This window comes from Nonomuraea sp. NPDC049419, from assembly GCF_040676995.1.
Classification (GTDB): domain Bacteria; phylum Actinomycetota; class Actinomycetes; order Streptosporangiales; family Streptosporangiaceae; genus Nonomuraea; species Nonomuraea salmonea.
This window is the reverse complement of sequence record NZ_JBFAQB010000010.1, coordinates 160546-185285: the sequence shown is the minus strand read 5'-3', so window position 1 is coordinate 185285 and position 24740 is coordinate 160546. Positions and strand designations below refer to the sequence as shown.

The window sequence follows — 24740 nt, the reverse complement described above, 5'->3', positions numbered from 1 at the left end:
AGGGTGTCGGCAGATGTCGAGCGTGTTTCAAGGTCGTGCCTTCGACCGTCAGCAGCGCATCCTCGGTTACGTCCGCAGCGAGGGCCGTGCCGTCGTCTCCGAGATCGCCGACATGTTCGCGATCTCGCCCGCGACCCTGCGCAGGGACCTGCGGGCGCTGGAGGCGCAGCGGCTGATCGTCCGCTCGTACGGCGTCTTCTACCCCACCGACATCGGCCGGTACGAGACGCCGCTGGAGCACCGGCACAAGGCCAAGACCCAGGAGCGGGTGGCGATCGCGGAGGCGGCGACCGCGATGATGGCCGATGTCGGGACCGTGTTCATCGACGAGGGTGCCCTGCCGGAGGACCTGATCGGGCCGATGCGCCGGCTGAACAGGATGACGGTGGTGACCCGGTCGGTGACCGTCGCCGCCGAGCTCGGCCGGCACTCCGACCACGACGTCATCATCGTCGGCGGGCGGCTGCGCCCGGCGACCATGGGCACCGTCGACAAGTGGGCGACGGCGATGCTCGCCGAGCTGAACGTGGACCTCGCGGTCATGGGCACCAACGGCGTGTCGATCGAACGCGGGCTGACCACTCCCGATCCGACGGTGGCCGCGGCCAAGACGGCGGCGCTGCAGGCGGCCCGCCAGTGCGTGCTGGTGTGCGAGCACACCAGGTTCGGCGTGGCCAGCTTCGCCAAGTTCGCCGAGCTCGACCAGGTGACCTGGGTCGTCACCGGCAAGCAGCTGCCCAGGGCGGCGGCGCAGCGCTACGGGGAGGCCGGCCCCAAGATTCTGCGCGTCTGACCAGGACCACGCCCCGGTCTCCTGAGGGCCGCGGGCTAGGGATAACCCTGGGCCGGGCCCTGACGCCGGGCCGGTCGCGCGGGAGGACACTGAGGCCCTCAGCGGCCCGGCAGGGGTGGCCGGGCCGTCCCCGTCAGCGGAAACCGGCCGAATCGAGGCAACGATGCCGAACGAAGAGTTTCTCGCGCCCTCAGGACTGCCCGAGCCCTTCCCGTCCGTCGCCGACGACGTCATGGCCCGCGCCGCCGGCGCGGTCACCGACGCCGCGCTGCGGGACGTGACCAGTCCCATCCGTGACGCGCACGGCGAGCTCGAGGACGCGCGACGTCCCCATGATGGTGCGCCACGGCGTCTTCGACGCGCAGCCGCACCGCTTCCGCATCCGCCCGGCGCCTGGCGGCGTCTCCACCGGATCGCGGTGCTCGAGCGCTTCCGCCCGATCGCCTTCGGCGGCGCGCCCAACCTGGTCGACTGCGCGGTCGCCTGGTGCTGGCCCGAGCGCGTACGCCGCGAGCTGACCTACGTCTGGGGCGGCGGCCAGGCGTTCTTCCGCATCTCCTCCGCGCCTCCCAGACGCTGGCCAACCCGATCAGGCTGGTCCTGGACGCGCTCGACATCAACCTCTACACCTGACGCGGCCGTACGAGGCTTCCCCGTCACGGTGGAGATCAGCGGCACGTTCCGCGCTCAGTGACATCCGCGGCCGGTGACATCCGGGGCCGGGCCCTCGCCCGGCCCCGGCTTCACGAAGCCGCCGACCGCCTGCCAGGTGCCCGACGGGTTCTCCTCGCGGGTCGGCCATGACCTGATCCCAGGGAGGTGGCGGCGCGGCCGGCCCTGGACCAAGGCGACCTGATCGCGCACCTCGACAGGCTGGAGTCCCGTGGCGCGATCGGCGGTACCCCTGATCCGGCCGACCGCCCTCAGGTCCAGGCGACCGGCACGCTCACCGGGCCCGCGATGATCTGGCCGGTCTTGCGCTGGAGATCCTCCGCCGGTACGGCGAGTCTGAGGGTGGGCAACTCGCGGAGCAGCACGCTCATGGCCGCCGCTATCTCGGCGTGGCCCAGATGGCGTCCGATGCAGTGGTGGGCGCCGTGGCCGAAGGACAGGTGGCGGTTCGGGGCGCGGGTGAAGGTCATGCGGTGCGGGTCTGGGAAGACGCGGGGATCGTAATTCGCCGTGACGTGGGACGGGATGACGAGGTCGCCCGCTCGTAAACGGGCTCCGCTCGGCAGAGCGGTGTCGCAGGTCGCGCGGCGCGGCAATGCGTCCGCCGCGGCCGTGGTGAACATGCGTTGCAACTCCACCAGCGCGGGCTCCACGTTTTCGGGATGCTCGGCCAGATAGGCGTAGGCGGTCTCGTGATCGTCGTACGGGTGGGAGAGCAGAACCTGCGTGAACGTGCCGATGCTGCTGGCCGTCGTTTCCCAGCCGCCCACGAGCAGCGCGAGCGGTAATTTGAGCAATTGGTCGGGAGGCAGGGCCGCTCCCCGTGCGGCGATCGTCGACAGCAGGTCGTCCCCCGGCTTGGAGCGACGTCGCTCGATCAGGGTCGCGAGGTAGCCGACCATCGCCAACTGGGCGTCGGCGGCCTCTGACCGGCTGAGGGTGCTGGTGGCCAGGAACGCCTCACCCCAGGCCCTGAACGGTGACCTGTCCTGCGCCGGCAGGTCGAACAGGTCGCTGATGACGTTCAGCGCGTAGGGCAGCGCGTACGACTCCATGAGGTCCGCCGGCTCGCCCGCCTCCAGCAGGTGTGCCAGCTGCGCCGACGCGGCGGCCTCGATCCGCGGACCGAGCCGGCGCACCGCCCGCGGCGTGAAATGGTCGGCGACGACGCCGCGCACGGCGGCGTGCTCGGCGTCGTCGAGGCCGAGAATGGTGCCGCCGAGATCGATGTCGTCCTCGCCGAGTGCCTCTTTCCGGGAGAAAGTCGCCTGATCTCGGAGCACGGTCAGCACATCGTCATAACGGGTCACCAGGAAAGCCGGGGAACCATTCGGGCGGACGACCTGATGCACGCCGGTTTCGGTCTCACGCAGCTCGTGATAAAGGGCGTGAGGATATAGGCCGGGACGATTGACCCCGTCGGGACCGAGATCCAGCGGATGAGTGATCGGGCAGGCGGGCACGTGCGCGTTCGCTGCGGTCATCGCCGGAATTCCCCTGTTCTCGGACGGCCGCCGAGGCGGATTTTCCCACCTACGGCAAAACCCCTACACGTCCGGCTCAGAATAAGAACGTGATCGCGATGACACATGTAGCGTCACGGTTGTATCGAACGAACCTCCCGGCAAAAGCGCCCTCTATGACTTACGAAATTCGGGAATGCGCGCCGAAACGCTTCACCAGAGCTGACGGCGCACGCGTTCCACGTCGGCGCGGGCGGGTCCTGGTCAGGGTCTGCTCCGGGCCCATCACGGCCTCGAACCGGGCGGCCGCCTCCTCGTACGCGGCCGACCAGCGCGTCCGCCTCGACGGCCTGGCATGACAGCAGCGACCCCTCCGGGCCCCGAGCGGGCCGAAGGGGTCGAAGTGCGCTGAGGTCAGGCGCCGGCGGCGGCGAGGCGGGCGAGCTGGTCGTCGGTGAGCTTGACGTCCAGGGCCGGCAGCGCCGCCTCGTACTGCTGAAGGGTGCGCGGCCCGATCAGCGGGACGATGCTGGGCGCGCTCTGGTGCATCAGCCACGCGAGGACCAGCGCGTTCGGCGTCACCCCCGCCTCGGCGGCCACCTCGGCGACCGCGGCCAGCCTGGCCTCGGCGTCCGGGCCCTCGTACGGGTCCATCGCCCAGTGCCCGCGCCGCTTGGCCGGGTCGTCGTAGATGCCCTTGAGGATGGGGGAGTAGGCGACCAGCGTGAGGTCGTCGTGCGTCTCCAGGTAGTCGAGCTGCTCGTCGTCCACGATCGAGGCGTGCCGCAGCCCTGCCCGGCGGCGCAGGTAGGAGTGCTGCTGCTGGAGGGCGACCGGCGCCGGCCAGCCGTGCTGCGCGCACAGCTGCCTGATCCGCTCCAGCCGCCAGGTCCGTACGTTGGACCAGCCGATGTAGCGGGCCTTGCCGGCCTGGACGATGCCGGCCAGCGCCTCCAGCGTCTCCTCAAGCGGCGTGGCCCGGTCGTCGACGTGCACGTAGTACAGGTCGACGTGGTCGGTGCCGAGCCGGCGCAGGCTGCCGTCGATGGCGTCGCGCAGCGTCTTGGCCCCGGCGCCGACGAAGGTGCGGTAGGCCGCGTCCCAGTCGGGTCCTTCGCCGGTCCAGACGGCGTCCAGGTCGCGGACGACGGCACTGCCCTTCGTGGCCAGGAACACGTCGTCACGCTTGCCCGACCGGCGCAGCCAGCGGCCGATCAGTTCCTCGCTCTCGCCGCCGAGACTGCCCCGGTTCTCCCACCAGCAGTAGCAGTCGGCGGTGTCCAGGAAATTGCCGCCGGCCGCCACGTACCGGTCGAGCATCGTGACGGACTCGTCCTCCGGCGTGACGGTTCCCATGATCATGCAGCCCAGGGCGAGCCTGCTGACCTGCTCGCCGGTACGTCCCAGCTCTACGGTCTTCACGCGACTTCTCCTGTCGTCGATGACGGTCGGATGCCTGCGGCGCCTCACGGTGAGTTCGAGGCTAGGAGCTGAAGTGCGCTCCAGGTCAAGGCGCGCTCACCCGGGTGTTCTGAAAGGAGGCGAACCGCCACCCTTCGGGGGTGCGTACGGCGGTGAAGGAGACGGTCGAGCTGCGCAGCCGCCCGCCGACGGCGGTGCCGCCCTCGGAGACCACGAGTACGGCCCCGTCGGCCAGCCGCTTGAACCGGGGCTCGGCGAGGGCGGGCATGGTGGAGCCCTTGAGTGGCCCGTCGAACAGCCACCGGTGGGCGGCCTCGATGGCGGTCCTGCCCTCGGTGTGGGTGCCGTCGAAGGTGATGTAGTCGGCGTCCTCGGTGAAGAGGGCGGCGTAGGCGGTGGCGTCGCCCGCGTTCCAGGCGTCGGCCAGGCGGGTGAGCAGGGCGGTGATCTCGGCGTTCTCGGACATGGTCGCGGCTCCTTCGCTGATGCCTTCTTCCTTATTGCGAATTGCACTATAGCCTGATCGTATGGCTATAGTGCAATTCGCCATAGAGAAAGGTGCCATACCATGAAGATCCTCGTCATCGGCGCGACCGGCCGTACCGGAAAGCACGTCCTGGCCCAGGGCGCCGCGCGCGGCCACGAGATCACCGCCTTCGCCCGCCGCCCCGAGCTGCTCACCGACCGCGGCGGCCTCGCGGGCGTTGTCGCAGGCGACGCGCACGACCTCGAGACCGTGCGCGCGGCCGTCCAGGGGCAGGACGCCGTCATCTCCGCGGTCGGCGGCAGCGGCATCGCGTGCACGCTCATCACCGCCATGCGCGAGGCCGGCGTGCGGCGGGTGGTGATGACCAGCAGCAGGTCGGTGCCGGCCACCCGCCCCAGGCTCGCGGTCACGCTGGCCTGGCTGTTCTTCCGCGCGGCCTACGTGGACCTCGCGCGGGCGGAGGGCATGCTGCAGGTCAGCGGGCTCGACTACACCATCGCTCGCGCGACCATGCTGAAAGACAAGCCGCCCGCAGGACGGGTGCACATCGACTTCGAGGACAACGCCACGGGCGGGGCGGCGCAGCTCACCCGCGCCGACTACGCGATGGCGCTCCTCGACGCGGCCGAGGACCCCGCGCCGGGCGGCCGGGCCATGGGCATCTGCGGCCCCAGATGACGCCTTAAGGTATCGATCATGATGAGCCCGGATGAACACTTCGAGCAGGTCGGCGCCGAGCTGGCCGACCTCGGCGTACGGATCTCCACGATGATGGGCAGGCCCGCGCTCAAGGACCAGGCGGGGAAGGTGTTCGCGAGCCTGCAACGCGACGGCGCGATGGTGTTCCGCCTGGTCAGGGACACTCCCGAGTACGACGCCGCGCTGGAGCTGGACGGTGCGTCCCTGTTCGACCCGATGGGGCGGGGCAAGGTGGTGAAGGACTGGGTGGTCGTGCCTCCTTCCGCGTCCGAGCGGTGGACGGACCTGGCGGAAGCCGCTTTGAGCCGCCCGCGCTGACCGCCCTCATGCTGCGCATGCGGCCGGACCGGATCGTGGACCTCGGCCTGCGTACCGGTCCTTACCGGCTGACGCTCGACCGGCTACGCCGCCTGCCGCAGGGAGCGGACCTCGGCGTGAAGGGCCGGCCCCGCCACCACCTGCTCATGCACCCCGGCGACATGGCGGCCCGCGAGCTGCCCGGCACCAGCGCCAACGCCGTCACCGACCCCGCCTGCCTCGACCAGGTCAGCGGCACCGCCGTGCTCAACGGCGTGCCCGTCACCGTGGAGCGCCGCCCATGAGCACGCGACCGAGCACGCGACGTCAGCGCGCGGCCGACGCCGCCATCGAGGTGATCGCCGAGCAGGGCCTGCGCGGCCTTACGCACCGGGCCGCCGACGCGCGCGCCGGGCTGCCGGCGGGCAGCACGAGCAGTTGCTTCCGTACGCGGCGGTCGCTGCTCGAAGGCGTCCTGGAACGCCTGCTGGAGCTGGACGAGCCCGCGGTCACCCGGCTCCCGCCCGGCGCCTGGAGCACCAGGGACCAGGCCGCCGCCACCTTGGCCGGCCTGCTCAAGCACTGGCTCGGCCCGGCCAGGATCCGCACCCGCGCCCGCATGCAGCTCTACCTGGACGCCGGGGACGGCGCTCTGCTGCGCGCCGAGCTGGACGCCGCCGGCGAGCGGTTCGTCCGGATGGCCGAGGAGGGCCTGCGCGCGGCCGGCGTCCCGGACGCGGGGCGCGCGGCCCGCATGCTGGTGGCCCAGCTGGACGGCGTCCTCTTCGACGCCTGCGCCCGCCCTTCCCCGGAGAAGGAGGAGGACGCCTGGCTCCGCCACGCCGCCACCACCATCATGCGCGCCATCTCCTGAGCCGGTTCCCACGAGCTTGGGGAGCTTTGGCGGCCAGGAATCATGTGCGCTCCGGGGGCCGCCGTCGGCTCTCCTGTCTGATGATCGTGTCGATCAGGTCGCGGAGAAGAGGATCGCTGGCCTCGCGGATCCGGCCCCAGAATTGCCCGTTACGAAGTTTCCTGTACACGAATTCCGCTGAGACCTTCTCCATCGACATCCGCCCAAGCTTGACCATGTCGTCGATGGCACCGATGATGGCCGCCCGAAGTTCCGGCGGGAGCTCGCCGACCAGGTCATGCTTGCCGTCCCACGCTTGCTTGGGTTTGGTGCTGGTCACCAGGACGTAATGCGCCGGTCGGGCGGGATTGCCCATGAGACCTCCTTGGCAGGAATCTTCCTCGACGCTAGGAAGCGCCCGCGCCGCAGGTCCACGAACGGTTATGGGCACGAACCTGTCCGGTGGGCGGCAGGGATCCGCCGGAGCGGCACCTCCGGGTGGGCGCTCGGCGATCGTGGTGTTTAGGCTCTAGCGATCCAGAAGGGACTCCTGTCTGAGGTGGCCGTCCACGTCGCGGTTGTCGACCCTCTACCCATGTTCCGGCAGGGGGTCGCCACTGTGTTGTCCGCCGCGGGCCACGACGTCGAGACTCCCGCGGACGTGCTGGCATGGGTGCGACGCGGCAGGCGGCAACTGGTCCTGCTGACGCTCGTCCGAGAGCCTGACTGGGACCTCCTCGAACGGCTATGTGACGGGGGAGGGACGCACGCCGTGATCGCGGTCATCGGCGAGGACGACCCGGGAGAGATCGGGGCCAGAGCGGTGCGTACCGGCGCGCGATCGGTGCTCGAGCGCGAGGTGACGCCGGGAGCCCTGCGCCGTACTGTCGAGGCGACGGCCGACGGGCAGGCGGTGATGCCCGCGGCGGTGGCGAGTGCGCTCAGTACAGGACCGCGGTCGGCCGACGGGGTTCCGGTATTCCTCAGTGCGCGGCGACTGTCGTGGCTACGACAGCTGGCCGCGGGATCGACGGTCGCCCAGCTGGCCAGGCGGTCCGGATACTCCGAGCGCGCGATGTTCCGGATGTTGCAGGCGCTCTACCAGGAGATGGGCGTCTCGACCCGCATCCAGGCGATCGTCCGCGCGCAGGCGGAGGGCTGGTTACGCGCGGACGTGGAGCCGGAAGGGGACACCGTCGCGGGCTCCCGGGGACCGTCCCGCTGAGAACGGCCCATGGGTCACGCGCCGGCGGGGCGGGAGCGGGCCGAGCGGAGGTCCCGGATGACCGGCTCCAACCGGCCCGGCGTCGCACTCCGGCGATCGAGCAGCTCCACCATGGGGACGATGAGACCCACCCGGTTCGGCGCAGGCCGGAGCGTCTTCTCGCGTGCCGTGCCGAAGGTCTTGCGGGCCTCCTCCACGCTGAAACGGTCACCTAGACCGCACATGGCGAACCCGCGGTGGTTCCAGGCTGTGATGTCGTCGTCATCGTGCTCGATGCGCTCGCGGGTCTCCTCAAGGAGCTGCTCGAAACGAGCACGAGCGTCATCGGCGCCCGGCGCGACCAGCGCCTGGAGCGCGGGGACGATGAGCGGGCCGCCGGGCCGCCGGTACCGTGCAGCGCTCTCGATCTGCCGAGTGGCTTCGACCACGTTCACGTCGTCACCCAGCAGGTACGCGTAGCACAGGCTCGTCCGAGCCAGGAGCAGGGTCGCCGGATCGCCGAACTTGAGCGAGTCCTCCACCGCCAGCTTCGCCATCGGGACGGCATCCTGGAAGCGCCCCTGCAGGAGGCGATTTCCGGCCACCTTCGCGTTGAAGAAGGCCCAGAGATCCTCCCGGATGCGCCTCGGCTGGCGCGGTCGCCTCGCCTGGCGCGGTCGCCTCTCCTGACGCTCTATTTCCGCCTTCGCGCGGATCAGGAGGCCATCGACCTCCTCGTCCTCATCGAGTTCGATGTGCCATCGGGCCAGCTTCAGCGCGATGCCGACGCATCGGGCGGCGGCATCCCAGCCTTCCTCCGTGTCCGGATACGCCTCATCTTCGGGCTCGTCCATGGCCAGCCGGGCGAGCTCCAGCGCCTCGTCGTAGCGGCCGTGGTGCCGGTGGCAGTCGGCCAACCCCTCAAGGGCGCCCAGCCGGACCGCCCGGAGCGCGTCGTACCTGTCAGGATCGCTCGGGATGCTCTCGTCGCAGTCCTTCCTGGCCGCGCCGTACTTGGCGCAGGCCGCCTTGACGTCGCCGTGCCACCAGTGGGCTCCGGCCAGGTTCACCTCGATCCTGATGCGATTGGGCACGTCATCCCGTTGACGGGCACGACGCAGCGCGTTGCCGTACGCCTCGATCGACTCGGCGAACCTCCCTTGCGCGGCATAGAGATACCCGAGCGCGTTCTCGTTCTGCTGTGCCCACCACGGGTTGTCGAGCCGCCCCCTGAGCGCCTCGCGCTGCTCGATGAGCAGGTAACCGCAGTTCCAGGGACCCAGAACCGCGTCGAGAGAGTCGATCAGGTCGTAGGCGTGGTTGAGGGTCACCCCTGTCCGGAGATGAGCACGCAGGCCGGCGAAGTCGGCGCGCAGGTCCTCGATGCCGTCGGCGGGCCGTACCCGGCGCTGGAACAGCTGCTTGGCGCTCTCGTACAGCAGCATGCTGCGTTGCGCGTCGGTGAGTCGTTCCTGCCGCGTGCCGCGTCCGAGCCAGTCGGCCTCGGACGGCGGCAGGTAGTACCGGCCGTCAGGGGTGGTCCGTACGACGCCCTTCTCCGCCAGCGTCGCCAGCATGTCCTTCACCGGGCCCTCGGGATGCTCCTCCTCGAGGACGGCGCACACCCCGGCGGCGTCGATCGGCGTGCCGAAAGCGTCTAGAGCCTCCAGCACGCGACGTGCGACGAGGCCGAGCCCCTTGACCAGCTCGTCGGTGAGGACCCGTGACAGGCCGTCGGCTCCGGTGCCCAGCACGATGGAGGCGAACCTGCGGTGGTCGAAGGGCGGCGAGGCGAAGATCGCGTGCGCCAGCTCGGCGAGGCGGGGGTTGCCGCGCAACTGCTCGTGGTACTCGGCTAGCGGCTTGGCCAGGTCGTGCCCACCGGCCTTGTCCAGCTCGCCTAAGTAGCGGGTGAAGTCCTTGACGGGCAGTGCGCCGACCTCGAAGGAAGCCGCCATCGCCGGCCAGACGTGGCGTTCCGAGACCCGCGGCGCCGTCCGCGTCACCAGGAGCACGTAGGTCCGGTGACCGGAGGTGGTGGCGAGAGTGTTGAACGCCTCGTTCAACTCTTCATCGGCGATCTCCCCGATGCCGGCGTCCAGCAGGTGTTCGGCGCTCTCGATCACGATCACCAGGCATCTCTTGCCGAGCGCCTCCAGCGCCGCCCTGAACTGATCGGGCGCAGTCGCGTGCGGCTCGTATTTCTCCCACGCGACCGGCTGGACACCGCGCAGCCGTTCCATGTCGTCGACCAGCGCGCTCAAAGGTAATCGCCGGTCGGGCGCGGCCTCGTAGGAGATGATGTGCGGGCGCACCGGCGACCAGCGCCGCTTGCGCAGATCGTCCAGGACCGTGCTCACCAGCCGCGACTTGCCGATGCCAGGCTCGCCGCTGACGACCACCACGCCACCCGAGCCGTCGAGCAGCCTCCAGCGCAGTGTCGTCCGCTCGTCCGTGCGATCCCACAGCCGGGAGGTCGTGGACACCGTCTCGACGGGAGGCAGGGCGGCGGGACCGACGCGTGCCGCGGGGGCGACGGGTCCGGCCTCGTCCGCGATCCGGCTCCGGGCCTGCTCGCGGTGGGCGGTTCTGCTCTGGAGGACGAAGAAGAGGACCGCGAGCGTCGGGCCCAACGCGCCGGCCACCCAGCTCGCCTGCTCCCAGAAGTCGTCCTTCTCGGAACGGAACAGCAGCGTGACCGTGAACGGTGCGACCGCGATGCACCCGGCCCACACCCACCGCCGCCACCCGTCTGGCCCCACCACGTCATCATCGCGCCATCGGCATCGCCGAGAAAGTCAGGTTTCTGCCACCTTTTCCGGCTCCGTCACCGCGGGTACAGCCCGATCTGCCGGTAGACGCTCTTGAGGTAGCCGAGCATGCCGTCGGCGTCCGGTGGGTCGGGCTGGAGGACGCGCCAGGTGACGGCTCCGGCCATCATGTCGATGAGCACGTCGAGGTCGGCGTCCTCGGCCACGGTGCCGTCCTGCTGGGCGCGGCGGAGCATGGCGGTGGCCAGTTCGCGGCGGGGCAGGACGTGGTGTCGCCAGTAGACGGCCATGAGTTGCGGGTGGCTGACGGCCGCGCCCATCATGCGGGCGACCAGCGCGCGGAAGGCGGGGCTTGCGGTCGTCTCCGCCGCCGTCTTCAGGCCGGCCTCGATGATGTCCTGCGGCGCCAGCGCCCGCACTTCGGCGGGGGTGGGCACCATGTCGGCGCTGACCAGCTGCTCGACGGCCTGCGCGATCAGGTCCTCCTTGGTGGTCCAGCGACGGTAGACGGTGAGCTTGCCCACCCCCGCGCGCTTGGCGATCTGCTCGATGCTGGTGCCCTCGACGCCGCGCTCGATGAACAGCTCCAGCGCGGCACGCAGGATGGCGGCGTCGGTCTCGGGGTCGCGAGGGCGTCCGCGTCCTCGGGCGGCGGTCAAGCGAGTGCTCCGTCCAGCCGGCGGGTGATCTCGGCGGGGCCGCCCTTGCAGGCGAGGTGGGCGTCCGGGCGTACGAGCATAGTGGGCGCGGGGCCGGTCGGCCGCAGGTGGACCACGAGGTCGCCGAGCCGCCGGCGGGCCGCGTCGAACGCGGCGCCGTCGCCGAGCACCGCCCAGCGGCCGCGCAGCTCGGCGTGCAGGCGGGTGGGGGTGCCGTCGGGGCGCGTGCAGTCCAGGTCGGGGATCCGGTCGCCGGGACGTGGCCGCCGCCCGCCGCCCCCGAGCGGCCCGCGCCGGTAGCTGACCCACAGCTGGGACGTCGTGTACGTGACCCGCCGCTGCAACCAGGCGATGTTGAGCACGGGAACGAGAACCCGGTCGCGCAGGAAGCGGCCGAAGGGCCCGGAGGCGATGTTGACCTTGGTGGTGGCGCTGCTGCCGCGCAGCACCTGGGTGGCCAGCGGGCGCCGCTCGGCCTCGTACGTCTCCAGCAGCCGCTCCCCGGCCTCGCCCCGCACGACGAGGGCCAGCTTCCACGCGAGGTTCTCGGCGTCGCCGACGCCGGTGAGCATGCCCTGCCCGCCGAACGGCGCGTGCACGTGGGCCGCGTCCCCGGCCAGCAGGACGCGCCCGCGCCGGTAGGTGTCGGCCAGGCGCCGGTGCACCCGGAACAACGACGCCCACGACGCGTCGAGCAAGCGGATGTCCCGCAGGCCCGTGCGCTCGGGCAGGATGCGGCGCATGCGCTCGACGATCTGCTCCTCGCCCGGCTTGTCGTCCTGGAAGGCGGGGTCGTAGGCGAGCAGCCGCCAGTGCCCGCCCGGCATGGGCATCGCGCCCAGCATGCCTTCCGGATGCACCCAGCCGCTCGTTCCCGAGCGGTCGAGGGTGGTGTCGAGGCGGGCGTCGACGAGCAGGAAGCGTTCGCTCAGCTTGACGCCGGGGAAGCCGATGCCGGCGAGCTTGCGTACGGTGCTGCCGCTGCCGTCGCAGCCGACCAGCCAGCGCGCCCGCACGGTACGACCGTCGCCCAGCACGGCGGTGACGCCGTCGGCGTCCTGATCGGCGGCGACCAGGGCGGAGCCCCATTCGGGAGCGCCGCCCAGCTCGGCCAGGCGGTCGCGCAGCCGCGCCTCGACGCGGGCCTGGGAGATCACCATCGGGGGAGCGGCGGTCCTCATGCCGGGGTCGCCGAACCTGATGCGCATGATGGCGCGGTCGCCGGCGTAGGTGGTGATCGTCATCGCCCTGACCGACTCCTCGGGCAGGCCGCTGAGCGCGTCGAGCCGGTCGAGCACCTCGGAGCCGCGGGCGTGGACGAAGTTGGCCCGCGAGGTGGTGGCCGGGGCCGCGGCCTTGTCGATCACACGTACGGAGACGCCGTGTTGCAGGAGAGCACACGCCAGGGCCAGGCCGACCGGCCCGGCACCCACTACGAGAACGTCAGCGTCCATCGCCACCTCCTGAATAATTAACGGAACGGTATCGTAAACAAAATAGAGCGCCGCTGTCCATGGCCCTCCGCGTCAGAGAACCGTCAGTCCGCGACCGCCCAGTCCATGAGCGCCTGCAGCGTCACCGCGCCGATCAGCCGCCCGTCCTCCACCACCGCCACGAGCGGGCTGTGCGTACGGGCCATCAGCGCCGCCATCTCCAGCGCGGTCGCGCCCGGGTCGGTGATCGGCAGCTCGCGCGGCTGCTCGGGAAGGGCGTCGCGGACCGTGCGGCCGGTCAGGGAGCGCAGGAACCGGTCGGCGTGCGCCTCGTCCACCACCCGCGCCAGCGCCGGGTCGTCCTGGCAGTACGCGGGCACCGCGAGCCGCAGCACCTGGGTGCCCGGCAGGATGCTCAGCGGCCGGCCCCGCTGGTCGAGCACGATGAGGCCGGGCAGCTTCTGCTCGGCCAGCAGCTTCGCGGCCTCGTGCACGGAGGTGTCGAGCGTGACGGTGGGAAAGGGCGCGGTGAGATCGCGGGCGCGCATGTGAGGGGGCCTTTCGTGATCGACGGTTACGGCATCGCCGACCAGACTTCCCGGCACACCGACCACGAACGTACCAACAAGGAGCGGTCCGGCGTGGTGAATTCGATCAGCGGCCGAAAAACCCGGCCAATATCTGGATATTGGAAACCATATCTGTGTATGGTCGCGGCATGAAGGAGAGCAGCGAGAAACCGCTCGACGACCTGACGGCGCGCGCCAGGATCAGGGACGCCGCGCTGGCCCAGTTCGCCGAGCGCGGCGTCAAGGCCGCCCGGCTGCAGGACATCGCCGCGGCAGCGGGCGTGTCCGTGGGCCTGGTGCAGCACCACTACGGCACGAAGGACGGGCTGCGCGACGCCTGCGACGCGTACGTCCTCGACCGGCTCGTCGAACGCTCGAAGGACGAGGTCGCCAAGCCGGATCCGGGCGGACTGGCCGCCCTGTACGACGGCAGCGAGCCGATGGCCCGCTACCTCGCCCGCGCCCTGGTGGACGGCAGCCCCGCCGCCGACGCCTTCTTCGAGGGCGCGGTCCGGGTGACCGAGGAGTTCCTGACCGGCACCTGGCCCGACCGCTTTCCCGCGGGCTCGGCCAAGGCCCGCGACGCGGCCGCCGTGATGAGCGCGATGCATGCGGGCACGATCGTCCTGCACGGCCACCTCGGCCGCAGGATGGGCGTGAACGTGCTGTCGGGCGAGCACGCCACCGCCATCGGCGCCGCCATGGCCGACGTGTACGCCGCCATGGGCGACTTCGTCCGCTCGGCGGCCGGCCGCCGGATCACCGGGGAGCACGACGATGACTGACCCGATCGAGATCACCGGCCTGGTCAAGACGTACGGCAGGACCCGGGCCCTGGACGGCCTGGAGCTGTCCGTCCGCCAAGGAGAGGTGCACGCCTTCCTCGGCCCGAACGGCGCGGGCAAGACCAGCACGCTGCGCATCCTGCTCGGCCTGCTGCGCGCCGACGCCGGCCACGTCCGGCTGCTGGGCGGCGACCCGTGGCGGCAGACCGTCGAGCTGCATCGCCGGCTCTGCTACGTGCCCGGCGACGTGCGGCTGTGGCCGGGCCTGACCGGGGGAGAGGTCATCGACGTGCTGGCCAGGCTGCGCGGCGGCGTCGACCCGGCCCGCCGGGCGGAGCTGATCGAGCGCTTCGAGCTGGACCCGGGCAAGAAGACCCGCGCCTACTCCAAGGGCAACCGGCAGAAGGTGGCCCTGATCGCCGCCTTCGCCTGCGACGCCGAGCTGCTCCTGCTCGACGAACCGACCTCCGGCCTCGACCCGCTGATGGAGGCCGTCTTCCGCGACTGCGTGGCGGAGGAGCGAGCGCGCGGCCGGACGATCCTGCTGTCCAGCCACCTCCTGGCCGAGGTCGAATCGTTGTGCGACCGGGTGACGATCATCCGCGCCGGACGCACGGTCGAGACCGGCACGCTCGCCGACCTGCGCCGGCTGACCCGCACCGCGATCACCGCCCGGCTGCCCGGCCCGCCCGGCGGGCTGGCGGCGCTGCCCGGCGTGCACGACCTGGCCGTGGACGCGGACGGACAGGTGCGCTGCCAGGTGGACACCGGCGAACTGCCCGGAGTGCTGGCCCGGCTGGCGGCACTCGGCGTCGGCGAGCTGACCGCCAGGCCGCCCACCCTGGAGGAGCTGTTCCTGCGCCACTACCAGGCGCCGCTCTCCGGCAGGGCGGGCTGACATGGCCGGGACGACCGCGCTGATCCGGCTGATCCTGCGCCGCGACCGCGTCTGGCTGCCGCTGTGGCTGCTCATGGTCGCCGGCTTCGCGTACGCGACCGTCGCCACCATCGAGACCCTGCTGCCCACCCTGGAGTCGCGCCGCCAGTACGCCGAGCAGATCGCCGCCAACCCCGCCGTGCTGCTCATGCAGGGCCCCGCCTACGAGCTGAGCGTCGGCGCCATCGCCGCCCAGCAGCGCGCCGCCGCCACGATGATCTTCGCGGCGCTCGGCGGCGTGCTGTTCCTGGTCCGCCACACCCGCTCCGACGAACAGGCCGGGCGGCGCGAACTCCTCGGAGCCGCGCCGGTCGGCCGGCACGCGCCGCTCACCGCCGCGCTGACCGTCGTCCTGGCCGCGAACGCCGTCCTCGCCGTCCTGATGGCCGCGCTGCTGACGGCGGCGGGCGTGCCGGCGGCCGGCTCGCTGGCCTGGGGCCTGGTCGCGGGCTGCGGCGGCGCCCTGGCCACGGGCATGGCCGCCGTCGCCGTGCAGTTGACGCGCGGCGCCCGGCCGGCCGCGGTGGGCACGCTCACCCTGTTCTTCGCGCTGTACCTGGTCCGCGGGGTCAGCGAGCTGACGGGCGCCGCGTGGCTGGGCTGGCTGGTGCCGACCGGCTGGCTGCTGCGGGCACGACCGTACGCCGGCGAACGCTGGTGGGTGTTCGCCGCAGCCGCCCTGGTCGTCGCCGGGCTGGCGGCGCTGGCGTACCGGCTGGCGGAACGCCGTGATCTCGGAGCCGGGCTGCTGCCCGATCGCGCGGGCCCGGCGACGGCGGCGGCCTGGCTGCGCACCCCGCCGGCCCTGGCCTGGCGGATGCAGCGCGCGGGGGTGGTCGCCTGGCTCGCCGCCGCCGTGCTGTTCGGGCTGGTGCTGGGGTTCGGCGGGCAGGAGGCGATCGAGCGGTTCGGCCGGAGCCCCGGCCTGGCGGTGTGGGCGTCCAGGATGGGCGCCGCCGGCGCCGCGGAGGTCTTCTACGGGCTGGTGATCTACGTCTTCGGCGCCTACACCGTCGCGCTCTGCTCCCTGCTGATGCTGTCCAGGCTGTGGCGGGAGGAGGCGGACGGCAGCGCCGAAGTCCTGCTGGCGGGGCCGACCGGGCGGCTGCGGTGGGCCTCGGGACACGTGCTGATCGCCCTGGCCGTGCCCGCGCCGCTGCTGGCGGTCGTCGGCGTGCTGTGCGGGATCGGCGCCGGTGACGTGCCCGGCATGCTCGGCATGACCATGGCGCTGCTGCCCGCCGTCTGGGTGCTCACCGGTCTCGCGACCGCCGCGTACGGGCTGCTCGGCAGGGCCGGAGCCGTCGCCGCCTGGGCGGCCTTCGCGCTGGTCGTGCTCCTGGAGTTCGGCTGGGAGATCGGCGTGCTCGGCGACGGCGTCTTCCGGCTGTCCCCGTTCGCGCACGTGCACTACTCGGCGCTCGCCGACCCGGGGCCGGTCACCATGGCGGCGCTGAGCGGCGTCGCCGCGGCCCTGCTGAGCGTGGGCCTGGCCGCGCTGCGGCGGCGTGACCTGATCGGGTGAACACCGGCGAATCGGGTGCTGTTACGGTAGGTGCCGGTGTGCCGGGAAGTCTGGTCGGCGAAAATCTCCAGCTTCGGTCGACCGGAGGTCTCCGCCCCCCATGCTCCTGACAGCGTTCGCTCTCCTGCTCCTGCTGGCCGTGCTGCTGTCCAGCCTCGCTCACCGCACCATCCTGTCCACGGCTGCGCTGTTCCTGGTCGCCGGATTCGTCCTCGGCGACGGGGTCATGGGCGTGGTCTCGCTGACGGCGGCCGACCCGCTGGTGGCCACGCTGGCCGAGCTGGCGCTGTTCGCGGTGCTCTTCACCGACGGCATGCGCGTGGGCTGGCAGGATCTGCGCAGCGCGTGGCGGCTGCCCGGCCGGGCCCTGGGCTGGGGGCTGCCGCTCACGCTGGTCATCACCGCGGTCGGCGCGCACTACCTGCTCGGGCTGGGCTGGATCGAGTCGCTGCTGGTCGGGGCGATCCTGGCGCCCACCGACCCGGTCTTCGCCGCCGCGCTGGTCGGCAACGAGAAGGTGCCGCCCCGGCTGCGGCAGCTGCTCAACGTCGAGTCGGGCGTCAACGACGGGCTCGCGCTGCCGTTCGTGCTGGTGTTCCTGGCCATCGCCGCCGGCTCGCACGACCTGCACCTGGGCGAGCTCGGTCTGGAGCTCGGCCTCGGCGTGCTGATCGGCGTGGCGGTGCCGTGGCTGGCCATCAAGCTGGAGCGGACCCGCTGGTTCGCCGCCTCCACCCAGTACGAGCCGCTCAACGCTCTGGCCATCGGCCTGCTCGTGCTCGCCATCGGCAAGGCCACGCACGGCAACTTGTTCCTTGCCGCCTTCTCCGCCGGCATCACCGTGGCCACCTTCGGGCCGCGGCAGCGCGAGTCGTTCGAGCACTTCGGCGAGCTGATCGCCGAGCTGTTCAAGCTCGCGGCGCTGCTGGTGTTCGGCGCCCTCATCACGCCCTCCCTGCTCGCCGTGGGCTGGCAGGGCTGGCTGTTCGCGCTCGGCGCGCTGGTGCTGGCCAGGCCCATCGCCATCTGGGTGTCGTTCCTGCGCTCCCGCCTGTCGGTGCGCGAGCAGGCGGCGGTGGCCTGGTTCGGCCCGAAGGGCTTCGCCTCGGTCGTCTACGGCCTGCTCGTCCTGGCCTCCGGGATCGGCGCCGCCCAGCAGGTGTTCCAGATCGTGGCGGTGACCATCGTGGCTTCGATCCTGCTGCACTCCTCGACCGACATCGTGGTCGCCCGCTGGTTCGACGAGGAGCGCGAGCTGCCCGCCTGGTACGGCGTCGCCCGGCGGATCCGCGGCTCGAAGGAACCAGGCGACGAGCCGGCCTCATGAGGTGATGCGGGCGATGGCCGTCGCGACGCCGTCCTCGGTGGTCACGCGGGCGGCCCGCTCGCCGGCGGCCGGGGCGAGCGGGATCGCCGCCTCGATCGCGGTGGCCAGGCGGTCGGGGGTGAGGCGGCCGGTCACGGGGGCCGGTGCGACGCCGAGCCGGTGCAGGCGGTCGGCCCAGAACGGCTGGTCGCCCAGGAACGGGCGCACCACCTGGGGGACTCCGGTGCGCAGGGCGGCGGCCACCGTGCCGATGCCGCCGTGGTGGACGGCGACCGCCACGCGCGGGAACAACCACTCGTGCGGCGCCTCCTCGATCACCAGGACGCCGTCCGGCTCGCCCTCGGGACGCAGCGCGCCCCAGCCGGTGGACAGGACGGCGCGGCGCCCGGTCAGCCGTACGGCCTCCAGCACCGTGGCCGTCAGCGTGCCGGGGTCGCCGCCGGCGGAGCTGCCGAAGCCGACGTGGACCGGCGGGTCGCCGTCGTCGAGGAAGCGGGCCAGCCGCTCGGGCGGCGTCCAGTCGCCGGTGGGCAGCGACCAGAAGCCGGTCGGCCGGGCGGCGGCGGGCCAGCCGGCGGGGGCGGGCAGCAGGTGCGGGCTCCAGGCGTGCAGGACGTCGCCCGCCTCGACCAGCGCCGTCACCGGCCTGGGCGTGCCGCGCAGGCCGAGCTTGCCCGCCCGCCAGCCGCGTACGGTGCCCCGGTACGGCGCCTCGACGGCCCCCGAGATCCGCCAGCTCGCCCGGTTGAGGCCGCGCGGCACCCGGAAGGGGAGGATCGGCGAGGGGAAGGCGGCGGTGGGCAGGTAGAGCGGCACCAGCAGGCCGGCCAGGGCCGGGACGCCGAGCTTCTCGGCGATCGAGGGGCCGCCGAGCGATTTCGGGTGATAAATCACGACGTCGGCTTGTTCGGCGGTGAGCGCCGCCTGGTCGTCGAGCATCCGGCGCAGCATCGGCTTGACGGAGCGGGCGGCGGTGATGGCGGCGCGCACGCCCTGCCCGCGGACGGTGTCCTGCAACCCCAGCATCTCGTCGTTCAGCGGCGCGAACTCCACGCCATGGGCGGCGGCGAGCGGCGCGAAACGGCGCGGCGCCGCCAGCAGCGGCCGGTGCCCTGCAGCCAGCAGCCCGAGGGCCAGCGCCAGGTACGGCTGCACGTCACCACGGCTGCCCACGGTGATCAGTAAGGGTCTCATCGGCGGTCCTTGAGCTCGTCCCACTCGTCGAGCAGCCGGGGGAAGCGGTCCATCATGAACGCGTACATGTCGCGCATGAGCTCCAGCCGCCGCCGACGGGCCGGATCGTCGCCCACCGCGCGCAACCCCTGCTCGGCCAGGGCGCGGAAGCCGTCGAACTCGGCCATCTTCGCGCGGAAGGCGCGGGCGAAGACGTCCTCCGCCAGGCGGTGGCGGTCGCGCCGCTCGCCCCTGACCCGGAACCGCTCGATCAGCCCCGCCTGCTCCAGCTGCCGCAGGGCCACGCTCATGCTGCTCTTGGCCACGCCCAGCGCCTCGGCCAGCTCCGGCGCGTCGGCGCCGCTCGAGTCGGCGGTCAGCAGCAGGCCCATGACCCGGCCGGACGTGCGGCTCAGCCCGAGCCGCTCGTAGAAGAGGCCGGCGTCCTCCACGAACTCATCGACGCTCATGCCCCTATGCTATCGCTTTGTTCGGGTCGATCCGAACAAAGCGAATTAGAAGGTGGCGATCGGGTTGACGGGGCTGCCGGAGGTGCCGGCGAGGCGGAGGGGGGTGAGGGTGAGGTGGAAGTCCCACTGGCCCAGCTCGGCGGCCGTGGTCGCGCATGCCTCCAGGTCGCAGTTGTCCAGGAGCCACAGGCCCATCGCGACGAGGGCCACCGCGTGGACGGGCATCAGCACGTCGTCGTAGCCCGACGGCTGGACCTCCTGCGGCGTGTCGGCGCCGATCAGGGCGACGCCGCGCTCGTGGAGCCACGGCAGGCAGGAAGCATGCCAGCCGGCCTGCGTCCAGCCGTTGTCCGCCGCGCCTTCGTGGCGGGCGCGACCCTGGCCGGTGCGCAGCAGCACGGCGTCTCCTGGGCGTACCCGGACGTCCTGGCGGCGTTCGGCCGCCTCCAGGTCCTCGGGGAAGACGCCCTGACCCGCCCCCAGCCACGGCACCTTGCGGACGGCCGCGACGTCGAGCAGGACGCCGCGGGTGACGATGCCGTTCGCGGCGGCCGTGACCGTGCCCCACCCCGACCCCGTGGCGGCGTCGACCAGCTCATGCGACCGCCCGTTGTAGAGCTTGCCGTCCCAGAAGATGTGGCACGGCGCGTCGAGGTGGGTGACGGTGTTGCCGTGGAAGGTGAGGCCGAGCCGCTCGGTCGAGAAGCCCCAGCGCCGGTCGTTGGCGAACGTCGGCGACGGCATGTTCTCGGCGCCCGGCATCTCGGCCGCGCACGGGCAGGCCATCGTCGAGCGCTCCATGTCGCGCGGCACGGCGACCTCCCACGCGCACGACACGCTCCTGCCGTGCCGCACGGCCCGCGCCGCCGCCAGGCGGACCTCGTCGGTGATGTGGTTGAGGGTGCCGAGCTGGTCGTCCTCGCCCCAGCGCCCCCAGTTCGACAGCGTGTCGAAGTAGCCGAGCACGTCGTCCTGCGTGCGTCGCTGCGTGGTCATACGGGCATCCCTCCGGTCTCACGCGGGCGTCGAAGGCACGCTACCGCTCACCGGGCCGAGCGGGTGATCACCGGCGCGGCGCAGGACGTCATCGAGCGTGACGTCCTTGCCCGTGAGGAGGGTGGCCAGGCGGTCCATGACGAAGGGCACCCGGCTCAGCCCCAGCATGAGGCGCCGGATCCGCAGGTCGGCCGGGGTGGCGGGCAAGAACCAGCGGGCCAGCGAGCGGGCGTTGCGCTGCCGTTCGGTGACGACCGGCCGCCACAGCCGCTCGAAATCGGCGATGGCCGCCTCGATCGACGGCACGTGCACGAGCCGGTCGGCCAGCAGGTACGCCCCCGCGATCCCCAGCGACGCGCCCTGCCCGGCGATCAGCGACACCGCGTACGCGGCGTCCCCGAGCAGGACGACCCGGCCCGAGCTCCACCGCGGCAGCTCGATCTGCGCGACCTGGTCGTAGTAGATCTCCTCGGCCGGCGGGCACTGTTCGAGGGCGCGTGGCGTCACCCAGCCGAGGCCGGCGTAGGCCCGCCTGACCGCCGCGCGCGGGTCGCCGGGCAGCGCGGGGCCGGCGCTGCGGTGCACGGTGAACGCGGCGACCCGGCCGTCACGCAGCGCGTAGAAGCCCATCTGCCGGTCGACCGAGTCGGTGAGGCGGAACGCGTGCTCGGTGGCGGCGTGCACGTCAGGCGCGTCGAAGGTGAACGCCGCCGTGTGCAGCCCCAGGTAGCGCAGGTAGCGCTCCTCGGGCCCGAACACCAGCCGGCGCACGGTCGAGTGGATCCCGTCGGCGCCCACCAGCAGGTCGGCGTCGAGGACGGTGCCGTCCGCGAGCGTCACGGAAACGCCGTCGGGGCGCTCGGTCACGCCGGTCAGCCCGGTGTCGTAGCGCAGCTCGACCTCGGCGGGAAGGTGCTCGGCCAGGACGGCCTCGATGTCGGGGCGCATCATGCTCAGCAGCCGGCCGCGCGCGAAGCTCTTCGTCAGGACCGTGGCCCGGCGCCGGCCGTCCGCGCCGACGAGATGCCCTTCCTGATAGTGGTACGCCGCCCGCTCGAACGCGGGCAGCAGCCCCATGGCCTCGACCGCCTCCAGGCCGGGACCGAAGAAGTCGATCATGTACCCCTGGGGGCGGCGCCCGGGAGCCCGTTCGACCAGCACCACCTCGCCGCCCTCGGCCGCGAGTCGATGGGCCAGGGCCAGCCCGCTGATGCCGGCTCCGCAGATCACTGTGCGCATGGTCATTCCTCCTGGGCAAGGTCGGGGAGCAGCCTGCGCAGCACCGCCGAGGTGTCGCCGGCGGTCAGGCCGAGGCCGCGGTGCAGCAGCAGGCCGTCCACGCAGGCCGCGAGCACGGCGGCGGTCGCGTACGGGGCGGGCACTCCGTGCCGCTCCAGCGCCGCGCCGAACCGCTGACGGAACCCGGCGATCAGCGCGGCGATCCGCTCGCGCAGCTCGTCGTCGCGGGTGCTCGCCAGGTATGCCTCGACGAACAGCAGCGAGGTGGGGTCGGTGCCGGTGTAGGCGTCGACAGAGGCGAGCATCGTCCCGATCGCGGCGCCGGGCTCGGGGGCACTCGCCAGCAGCTCGTCCATCTCGGCGAGCATGGCGCTCATCCTGCTGATCGCGGCCTCGTTCAGCAGGCTCGCCAGCGAGGGGAAGTGGTAGTGCACCACGCTCGGCGTCACCCCGGCGCGCTCGGCGAGTGTCCGGGTGCTGACCGCCGTCCAGCCGCGTTCGGGGATGAGCTCGGCCGCCGCGTTCAGCAGGCGTTCCCGTACGGCGCGCCCGCGCTCAGCCGCCGGTGATCTCATGACACCTCCGAATCAGGGCAGTCGTCCTGTACGACTGCCCTGATTCTAGGCGCGCTCGACGGAGAAGCTCAAGCCGGGCCTGGTTCGCGGGGGCGTTCGAGGAGGAAGCGGCGCTCGGGCGCGTCATAGGCGGCACGCAGGTGCCGGCCGATCATCGTGATGGCCGTACGCGCGGTCTCTACCGGCCTGACGTGGGTGAACCCGTGATCGGAGCGGGCGAACTCGTGGTGCTCGACCTTCGCGCCCTGCGCCCGCGCCCGCTCGGCGAACGCGCGCATGTCGTGCCTGAGCGTGTCCAGGCCGCCGGTGAGGACGAGCAGCGGCGGAAAGTCTCCAAGCCTCGGGTACGCGGCCGGCGACACGACGGGATCGGCCAGGTCGGCGCCCGCGAGGTAGGTCGCGCGGACCATCCGCGGCATCCAGCCGCCGATGACCGGGAACCGCAGCGGCGACGTGCGGCTCTCGTCGGGCAGGGTGAAGTCCGACACCCCGTACTCCAGGCTCGCGGCCACCGGCGCCGGCCTGCCGTCCTGCAACGCCTGGACGATCACGCTCAGCGCGAGCTTGGCGCCCGCGCTCGCCCCGCCGGCCGAGACCCGGCTCTCGTCCCAGCCCCACGCGCCCGCCTGGCCGAGGATCCACGAATAGACGTCGTAACACTGCTGCTCGGCGACCGGGAAGCGGACCTGCGGAGCCACGTCGTAGTCGGGCAGGACGACGTAGCAGCCCACCTCGCTCGCCAGGTAACCGGCGACGTTGTCCTCCTGCTCGGGACGGCGGGCCGCGAACGCGCCGCCGTGCAGGAGCAGGTGGACGGGCGGACGCCGCCCGGCCGCCCGCTGCGCCTCGATGTCGGCGGAGATCGGCCGGTACAGCAGGGCGCCGACGTCGCCGTGCCGGGTCGGGATCGTGATCCTGGCCGGCACGGTGAGCGGTTTCGTGGCGAAGCGCAGCTTCGGCGACTCCAGCAGCAGCCGGCTCAGGATCGGGAAGCCCGCCTGGAACGCGCGGGCGAGCAGCGCGGGCCGCCAGGCGATGGCCGCGTCTTTGAAGGGCATCGAAGAAGCTCCTGGTGTCGGGAGGGCGGCGGGCTCGCCGATGCCGCCGAAGGGGCGGCACCGGCGAGCCCGAGGGGGGGTCAGCCGAGCCGTCGCGCGCCCGGGTGGGGCAGGCGTGCGATCGCGGCGGTCATGCCGCCCGTTCCTCCTTCGCCCGTTCCTCCTTCGCCCGTGCCTTGGCGAGCTTGCGCTCGCGCATGGCGCAGGCCAGCCGCACCGCCACCGAGCGGACGACCTCGATGGGCACGTTCGACGGCACGAACAGCTGCCCCTTCACCCGGGCGAGGTGCTGATGCCGGACGACGGACGGCCGCAGCTCCGACTCCCAGGCGGTCAGCGCGGCGTCGAGGGAGTCAGGGTGCTCCCGCAATGCCCGGCCGAGTTCGGCCCCGCCGCGCAGCGCGTACGTGGCCCCCATGCCCGAGTAGAGGTTCAGGCACCACGCCGCATCGCCGGTCAGCATCACCCGCCCGCTGCTCCACCGGAGCATCTTCACCTGGTGCACCGAGTCGAACAGGAAGTCGGGCGTCTCCTCCAGGGCGTCCAGGGCGTGCCGCACCACGGGGTCGTCCATGTCGGCGAACACCTCCCGCAGCCGCTCGACCCTGGACCCGGCGAACTCGGCGTCGACGTCCGAGGTCCGGTACGTCAGCAGCACGGTCGGCGGCCGGTCGGCGAACCCGAACACCCACGCGGCCCGGCCCGCACGGGCGACCGTGATGCTGTCGGCCTCCTCGAACGACGGCACCTGCTCCTTGAGCTGGAACGCGCAGATCATGGCGTTCCACCCGACCATGTGGTCCTCGTGCGGCCCGAAGACCATGCGGCGCACCTCCGAGCGCAGCCCGTCCGCGCCGACGACCAGGCCGAAGCTCTCCCGGCGCACCTCGCCCGTGGCGGTGTCCTCCAGGAGCACGCGCACCTCGGCGCCGGTGTCGTCGATGGCCAGCGGCCTCGTGCCGAACCGCACGGGAACGTTCCCCTGCACGCCCTTCCAGAGCGCGGCCTCGATGTCCCCGCGCACCACCGCGGCCGGGTCGCCCGGCTGGTGCAGGAAGCCGAGGCCGGGTTCGAGGTCGCCGCGCCGGGTCAGCGACCACGCCTTCCCGCCGCCCGGCGGGTTGCGGGTGTGCAGGTGGTCGCGGATGCCGAGGTCAGTGGCCGCCTGCCGGCCCTCCGGCATGAGGCCGACGAAGTAGCCGCCCCGGCGGCGTTCCGGAGCCCGTTCGACGATGACCGGCTGCCAGCCTGCCTGCCGCAGCCCGATCGCCGCCGCCATGCCGGCGATGCCGAGCCCGGCCACCAACGCGCGTCTCGCCATGATGGATCTCCT

26 protein-coding genes are annotated in these 24740 nt (G+C 72.3%); 11 read left to right on the top strand and 15 right to left on the bottom strand.

The features are described 5' to 3' along the window. Nucleotides 1-13: 13 nt before the first annotated feature. Together AB0K12_RS27865 and AB0K12_RS27860 are read left to right on the top strand one after the other, a co-directional pair. On the top strand, nucleotides 14-793 hold the full coding sequence (locus tag AB0K12_RS27865; protein WP_364567235.1) for a DeoR/GlpR family DNA-binding transcription regulator: 780 nt from the start codon (nucleotides 14-16) through the stop codon (nucleotides 791-793). A 163-nt stretch (nucleotides 794-956) separates the two neighbouring features. Beyond that, nucleotides 957-1487, top strand: a complete 531-nt coding sequence (locus AB0K12_RS27860) for a hypothetical protein (RefSeq protein WP_364567232.1) — start codon at nucleotides 957-959, stop codon at nucleotides 1485-1487. Nucleotides 1488-1716: 229 nt separating this feature from the next. Here AB0K12_RS27860 and AB0K12_RS27855 read toward each other — a convergent pair whose 3' ends face one another. From AB0K12_RS27855 to AB0K12_RS27845, 3 genes are all read right to left on the bottom strand, one after another. Then, a complete protein-coding gene (locus AB0K12_RS27855; protein WP_364567229.1) occupies nucleotides 1717-2949 on the bottom strand; it encodes a cytochrome P450 in 1233 nt (410 codons plus the stop codon). A 393-nt stretch (nucleotides 2950-3342) separates the two neighbouring features. Next, a complete protein-coding gene (locus AB0K12_RS27850; protein ID WP_364567226.1) occupies nucleotides 3343-4350 on the bottom strand; it encodes an aldo/keto reductase in 1008 nt (335 codons plus the stop codon). An 85-nt stretch (nucleotides 4351-4435) separates the two neighbouring features. Further along, nucleotides 4436-4816, bottom strand: coding sequence for an SgcJ/EcaC family oxidoreductase (locus tag AB0K12_RS27845; RefSeq protein WP_364567224.1), 381 nt, complete (start codon nucleotides 4814-4816; stop codon nucleotides 4436-4438). 102 nt (nucleotides 4817-4918) lie between these two features. Between AB0K12_RS27845 and AB0K12_RS27840 the strand changes: the two genes are divergently transcribed. From AB0K12_RS27840 to AB0K12_RS27825, 4 genes are read left to right on the top strand one after another with little or no spacing between them, the layout of a single operon-like run. After that, a complete protein-coding gene (locus AB0K12_RS27840; RefSeq protein WP_364567221.1) occupies nucleotides 4919-5515 on the top strand; it encodes an NAD(P)H-binding protein in 597 nt (198 codons plus the stop codon). 18 nt (nucleotides 5516-5533) lie between these two features. Continuing rightward, nucleotides 5534-5854, top strand: a complete 321-nt coding sequence (locus tag AB0K12_RS27835; protein ID WP_364567219.1) for a hypothetical protein — start codon at nucleotides 5534-5536, stop codon at nucleotides 5852-5854. A 17-nt stretch (nucleotides 5855-5871) separates the two neighbouring features. Continuing rightward, the gene (locus tag AB0K12_RS27830; RefSeq protein ID WP_364567216.1) at nucleotides 5872-6138 is read left to right on the top strand and encodes a hypothetical protein; all 267 of its coding nucleotides are present in this window, start codon (nucleotides 5872-5874) and stop codon (nucleotides 6136-6138) included. Beyond that, the gene (locus AB0K12_RS27825; RefSeq protein WP_364567213.1) at nucleotides 6135-6707 is read left to right on the top strand and encodes a hypothetical protein; all 573 of its coding nucleotides are present in this window, start codon (nucleotides 6135-6137) and stop codon (nucleotides 6705-6707) included. Before AB0K12_RS27830 ends, AB0K12_RS27825 begins: the two co-directional genes overlap by 4 nt. A 40-nt stretch (nucleotides 6708-6747) precedes the next feature. Here AB0K12_RS27825 and AB0K12_RS27820 read toward each other — a convergent pair whose 3' ends face one another. Continuing rightward, nucleotides 6748-7062, bottom strand: coding sequence for a hypothetical protein (locus AB0K12_RS27820; RefSeq protein ID WP_364567210.1), 315 nt, complete (start codon nucleotides 7060-7062; stop codon nucleotides 6748-6750). Nucleotides 7063-7281: 219 nt separating this feature from the next. Here AB0K12_RS27820 and AB0K12_RS27815 point away from each other — a divergent pair, with 219 nt between their 5' ends. Next, nucleotides 7282-7911: a hypothetical protein gene (locus AB0K12_RS27815; RefSeq protein ID WP_364567207.1), complete on the top strand. Its 630-nt coding sequence runs from the start codon at nucleotides 7282-7284 to the stop codon at nucleotides 7909-7911. A gap of 14 nt (nucleotides 7912-7925) precedes the next feature. On the opposite strand, the gene AB0K12_RS27810 is transcribed toward AB0K12_RS27815, so the two are convergent. The 4 genes from AB0K12_RS27810 to AB0K12_RS27795 all read right to left on the bottom strand — a co-directional run bounded on the left by AB0K12_RS27810 (nucleotide 7926) and on the right by AB0K12_RS27795 (nucleotide 13301). Beyond that, nucleotides 7926-10652: an AAA family ATPase gene (locus AB0K12_RS27810; protein ID WP_364567204.1), complete on the bottom strand. Its 2727-nt coding sequence runs from the start codon at nucleotides 10650-10652 to the stop codon at nucleotides 7926-7928. Between the two features lie 65 nt (nucleotides 10653-10717). Beyond that, nucleotides 10718-11320 carry a TetR/AcrR family transcriptional regulator gene (locus AB0K12_RS27805; protein ID WP_364567201.1) on the bottom strand — a complete coding sequence of 201 codons (603 nt, stop codon included), beginning with the start codon at nucleotides 11318-11320 and terminating at the stop codon, nucleotides 10718-10720. Then, nucleotides 11317-12774, bottom strand: coding sequence for an FAD-dependent oxidoreductase (locus AB0K12_RS27800; protein ID WP_364567198.1), 1458 nt, complete (start codon nucleotides 12772-12774; stop codon nucleotides 11317-11319). The genes AB0K12_RS27805 and AB0K12_RS27800 overlap by 4 nt, the downstream gene beginning before the upstream one ends. Nucleotides 12775-12857: 83 nt before the next feature. Next, complete coding sequence (locus tag AB0K12_RS27795) at nucleotides 12858-13301, bottom strand: CBS domain-containing protein (RefSeq protein WP_364567195.1); 444 nt, start codon at nucleotides 13299-13301, stop codon at nucleotides 12858-12860. 170 nt (nucleotides 13302-13471) lie between these two features. On the opposite strand from AB0K12_RS27795, the gene AB0K12_RS27790 reads away from it, so the two are divergent. From AB0K12_RS27790 to AB0K12_RS27775, 4 genes are all read left to right on the top strand, one after another. Then, nucleotides 13472-14107 (top strand): TetR/AcrR family transcriptional regulator, encoded by a 636-nt coding sequence (locus tag AB0K12_RS27790; RefSeq protein WP_364567192.1) that lies wholly within the window; start codon nucleotides 13472-13474, stop codon nucleotides 14105-14107. After that, entirely contained in the window at nucleotides 14100-15005 is a 906-nt protein-coding gene (locus tag AB0K12_RS27785; protein ID WP_364567189.1) for an ABC transporter ATP-binding protein, read from the top strand. Before AB0K12_RS27790 ends, AB0K12_RS27785 begins: the two co-directional genes overlap by 8 nt. Before the next feature lies 1 nt (nucleotide 15006). Further along, nucleotides 15007-16569 (top strand): hypothetical protein, encoded by a 1563-nt coding sequence (locus AB0K12_RS27780; protein ID WP_364567186.1) that lies wholly within the window; start codon nucleotides 15007-15009, stop codon nucleotides 16567-16569. 100 nt (nucleotides 16570-16669) lie between these two features. After that, nucleotides 16670-17896, top strand: a complete 1227-nt coding sequence (locus AB0K12_RS27775) for a cation:proton antiporter (RefSeq protein WP_364567183.1) — start codon at nucleotides 16670-16672, stop codon at nucleotides 17894-17896. Here AB0K12_RS27775 and AB0K12_RS27770 read toward each other — a convergent pair. The 7 genes from AB0K12_RS27770 to AB0K12_RS27740 form a co-directional block, all read right to left on the bottom strand. Continuing rightward, a complete protein-coding gene (locus AB0K12_RS27770; RefSeq protein WP_364567180.1) occupies nucleotides 17891-19090 on the bottom strand; it encodes a glycosyltransferase in 1200 nt (399 codons plus the stop codon). The two genes, AB0K12_RS27775 and AB0K12_RS27770, sit on opposite strands and share 6 nt — an antisense overlap. Beyond that, nucleotides 19087-19539, bottom strand: coding sequence for a MarR family transcriptional regulator (locus tag AB0K12_RS27765; RefSeq protein ID WP_364567177.1), 453 nt, complete (start codon nucleotides 19537-19539; stop codon nucleotides 19087-19089). The genes AB0K12_RS27770 and AB0K12_RS27765 overlap by 4 nt, the downstream gene beginning before the upstream one ends. Nucleotides 19540-19584: 45 nt before the next feature. Beyond that, a complete protein-coding gene (locus AB0K12_RS27760) occupies nucleotides 19585-20535 on the bottom strand; it encodes a cyclase family protein (protein WP_364567174.1) in 951 nt (316 codons plus the stop codon). A gap of 18 nt (nucleotides 20536-20553) precedes the next feature. Further along, nucleotides 20554-21774 (bottom strand): FAD-dependent monooxygenase, encoded by a 1221-nt coding sequence (locus tag AB0K12_RS27755; protein WP_364567171.1) that lies wholly within the window; start codon nucleotides 21772-21774, stop codon nucleotides 20554-20556. Between the two features lie 2 nt (nucleotides 21775-21776). Further along, on the bottom strand, nucleotides 21777-22349 hold the full coding sequence (locus tag AB0K12_RS27750; RefSeq protein WP_364567168.1) for a TetR/AcrR family transcriptional regulator: 573 nt from the start codon (nucleotides 22347-22349) through the stop codon (nucleotides 21777-21779). Nucleotides 22350-22417: 68 nt separating this feature from the next. Further along, nucleotides 22418-23407 carry an alpha/beta hydrolase gene (locus AB0K12_RS27745; protein ID WP_364567165.1) on the bottom strand — a complete coding sequence of 330 codons (990 nt, stop codon included), beginning with the start codon at nucleotides 23405-23407 and terminating at the stop codon, nucleotides 22418-22420. Between the two features lie 130 nt (nucleotides 23408-23537). Further along, nucleotides 23538-24728 (bottom strand): FAD-dependent monooxygenase, encoded by a 1191-nt coding sequence (locus AB0K12_RS27740; RefSeq protein ID WP_364567162.1) that lies wholly within the window; start codon nucleotides 24726-24728, stop codon nucleotides 23538-23540. Between the last annotated feature and the right edge of the window lie 12 nt (nucleotides 24729-24740).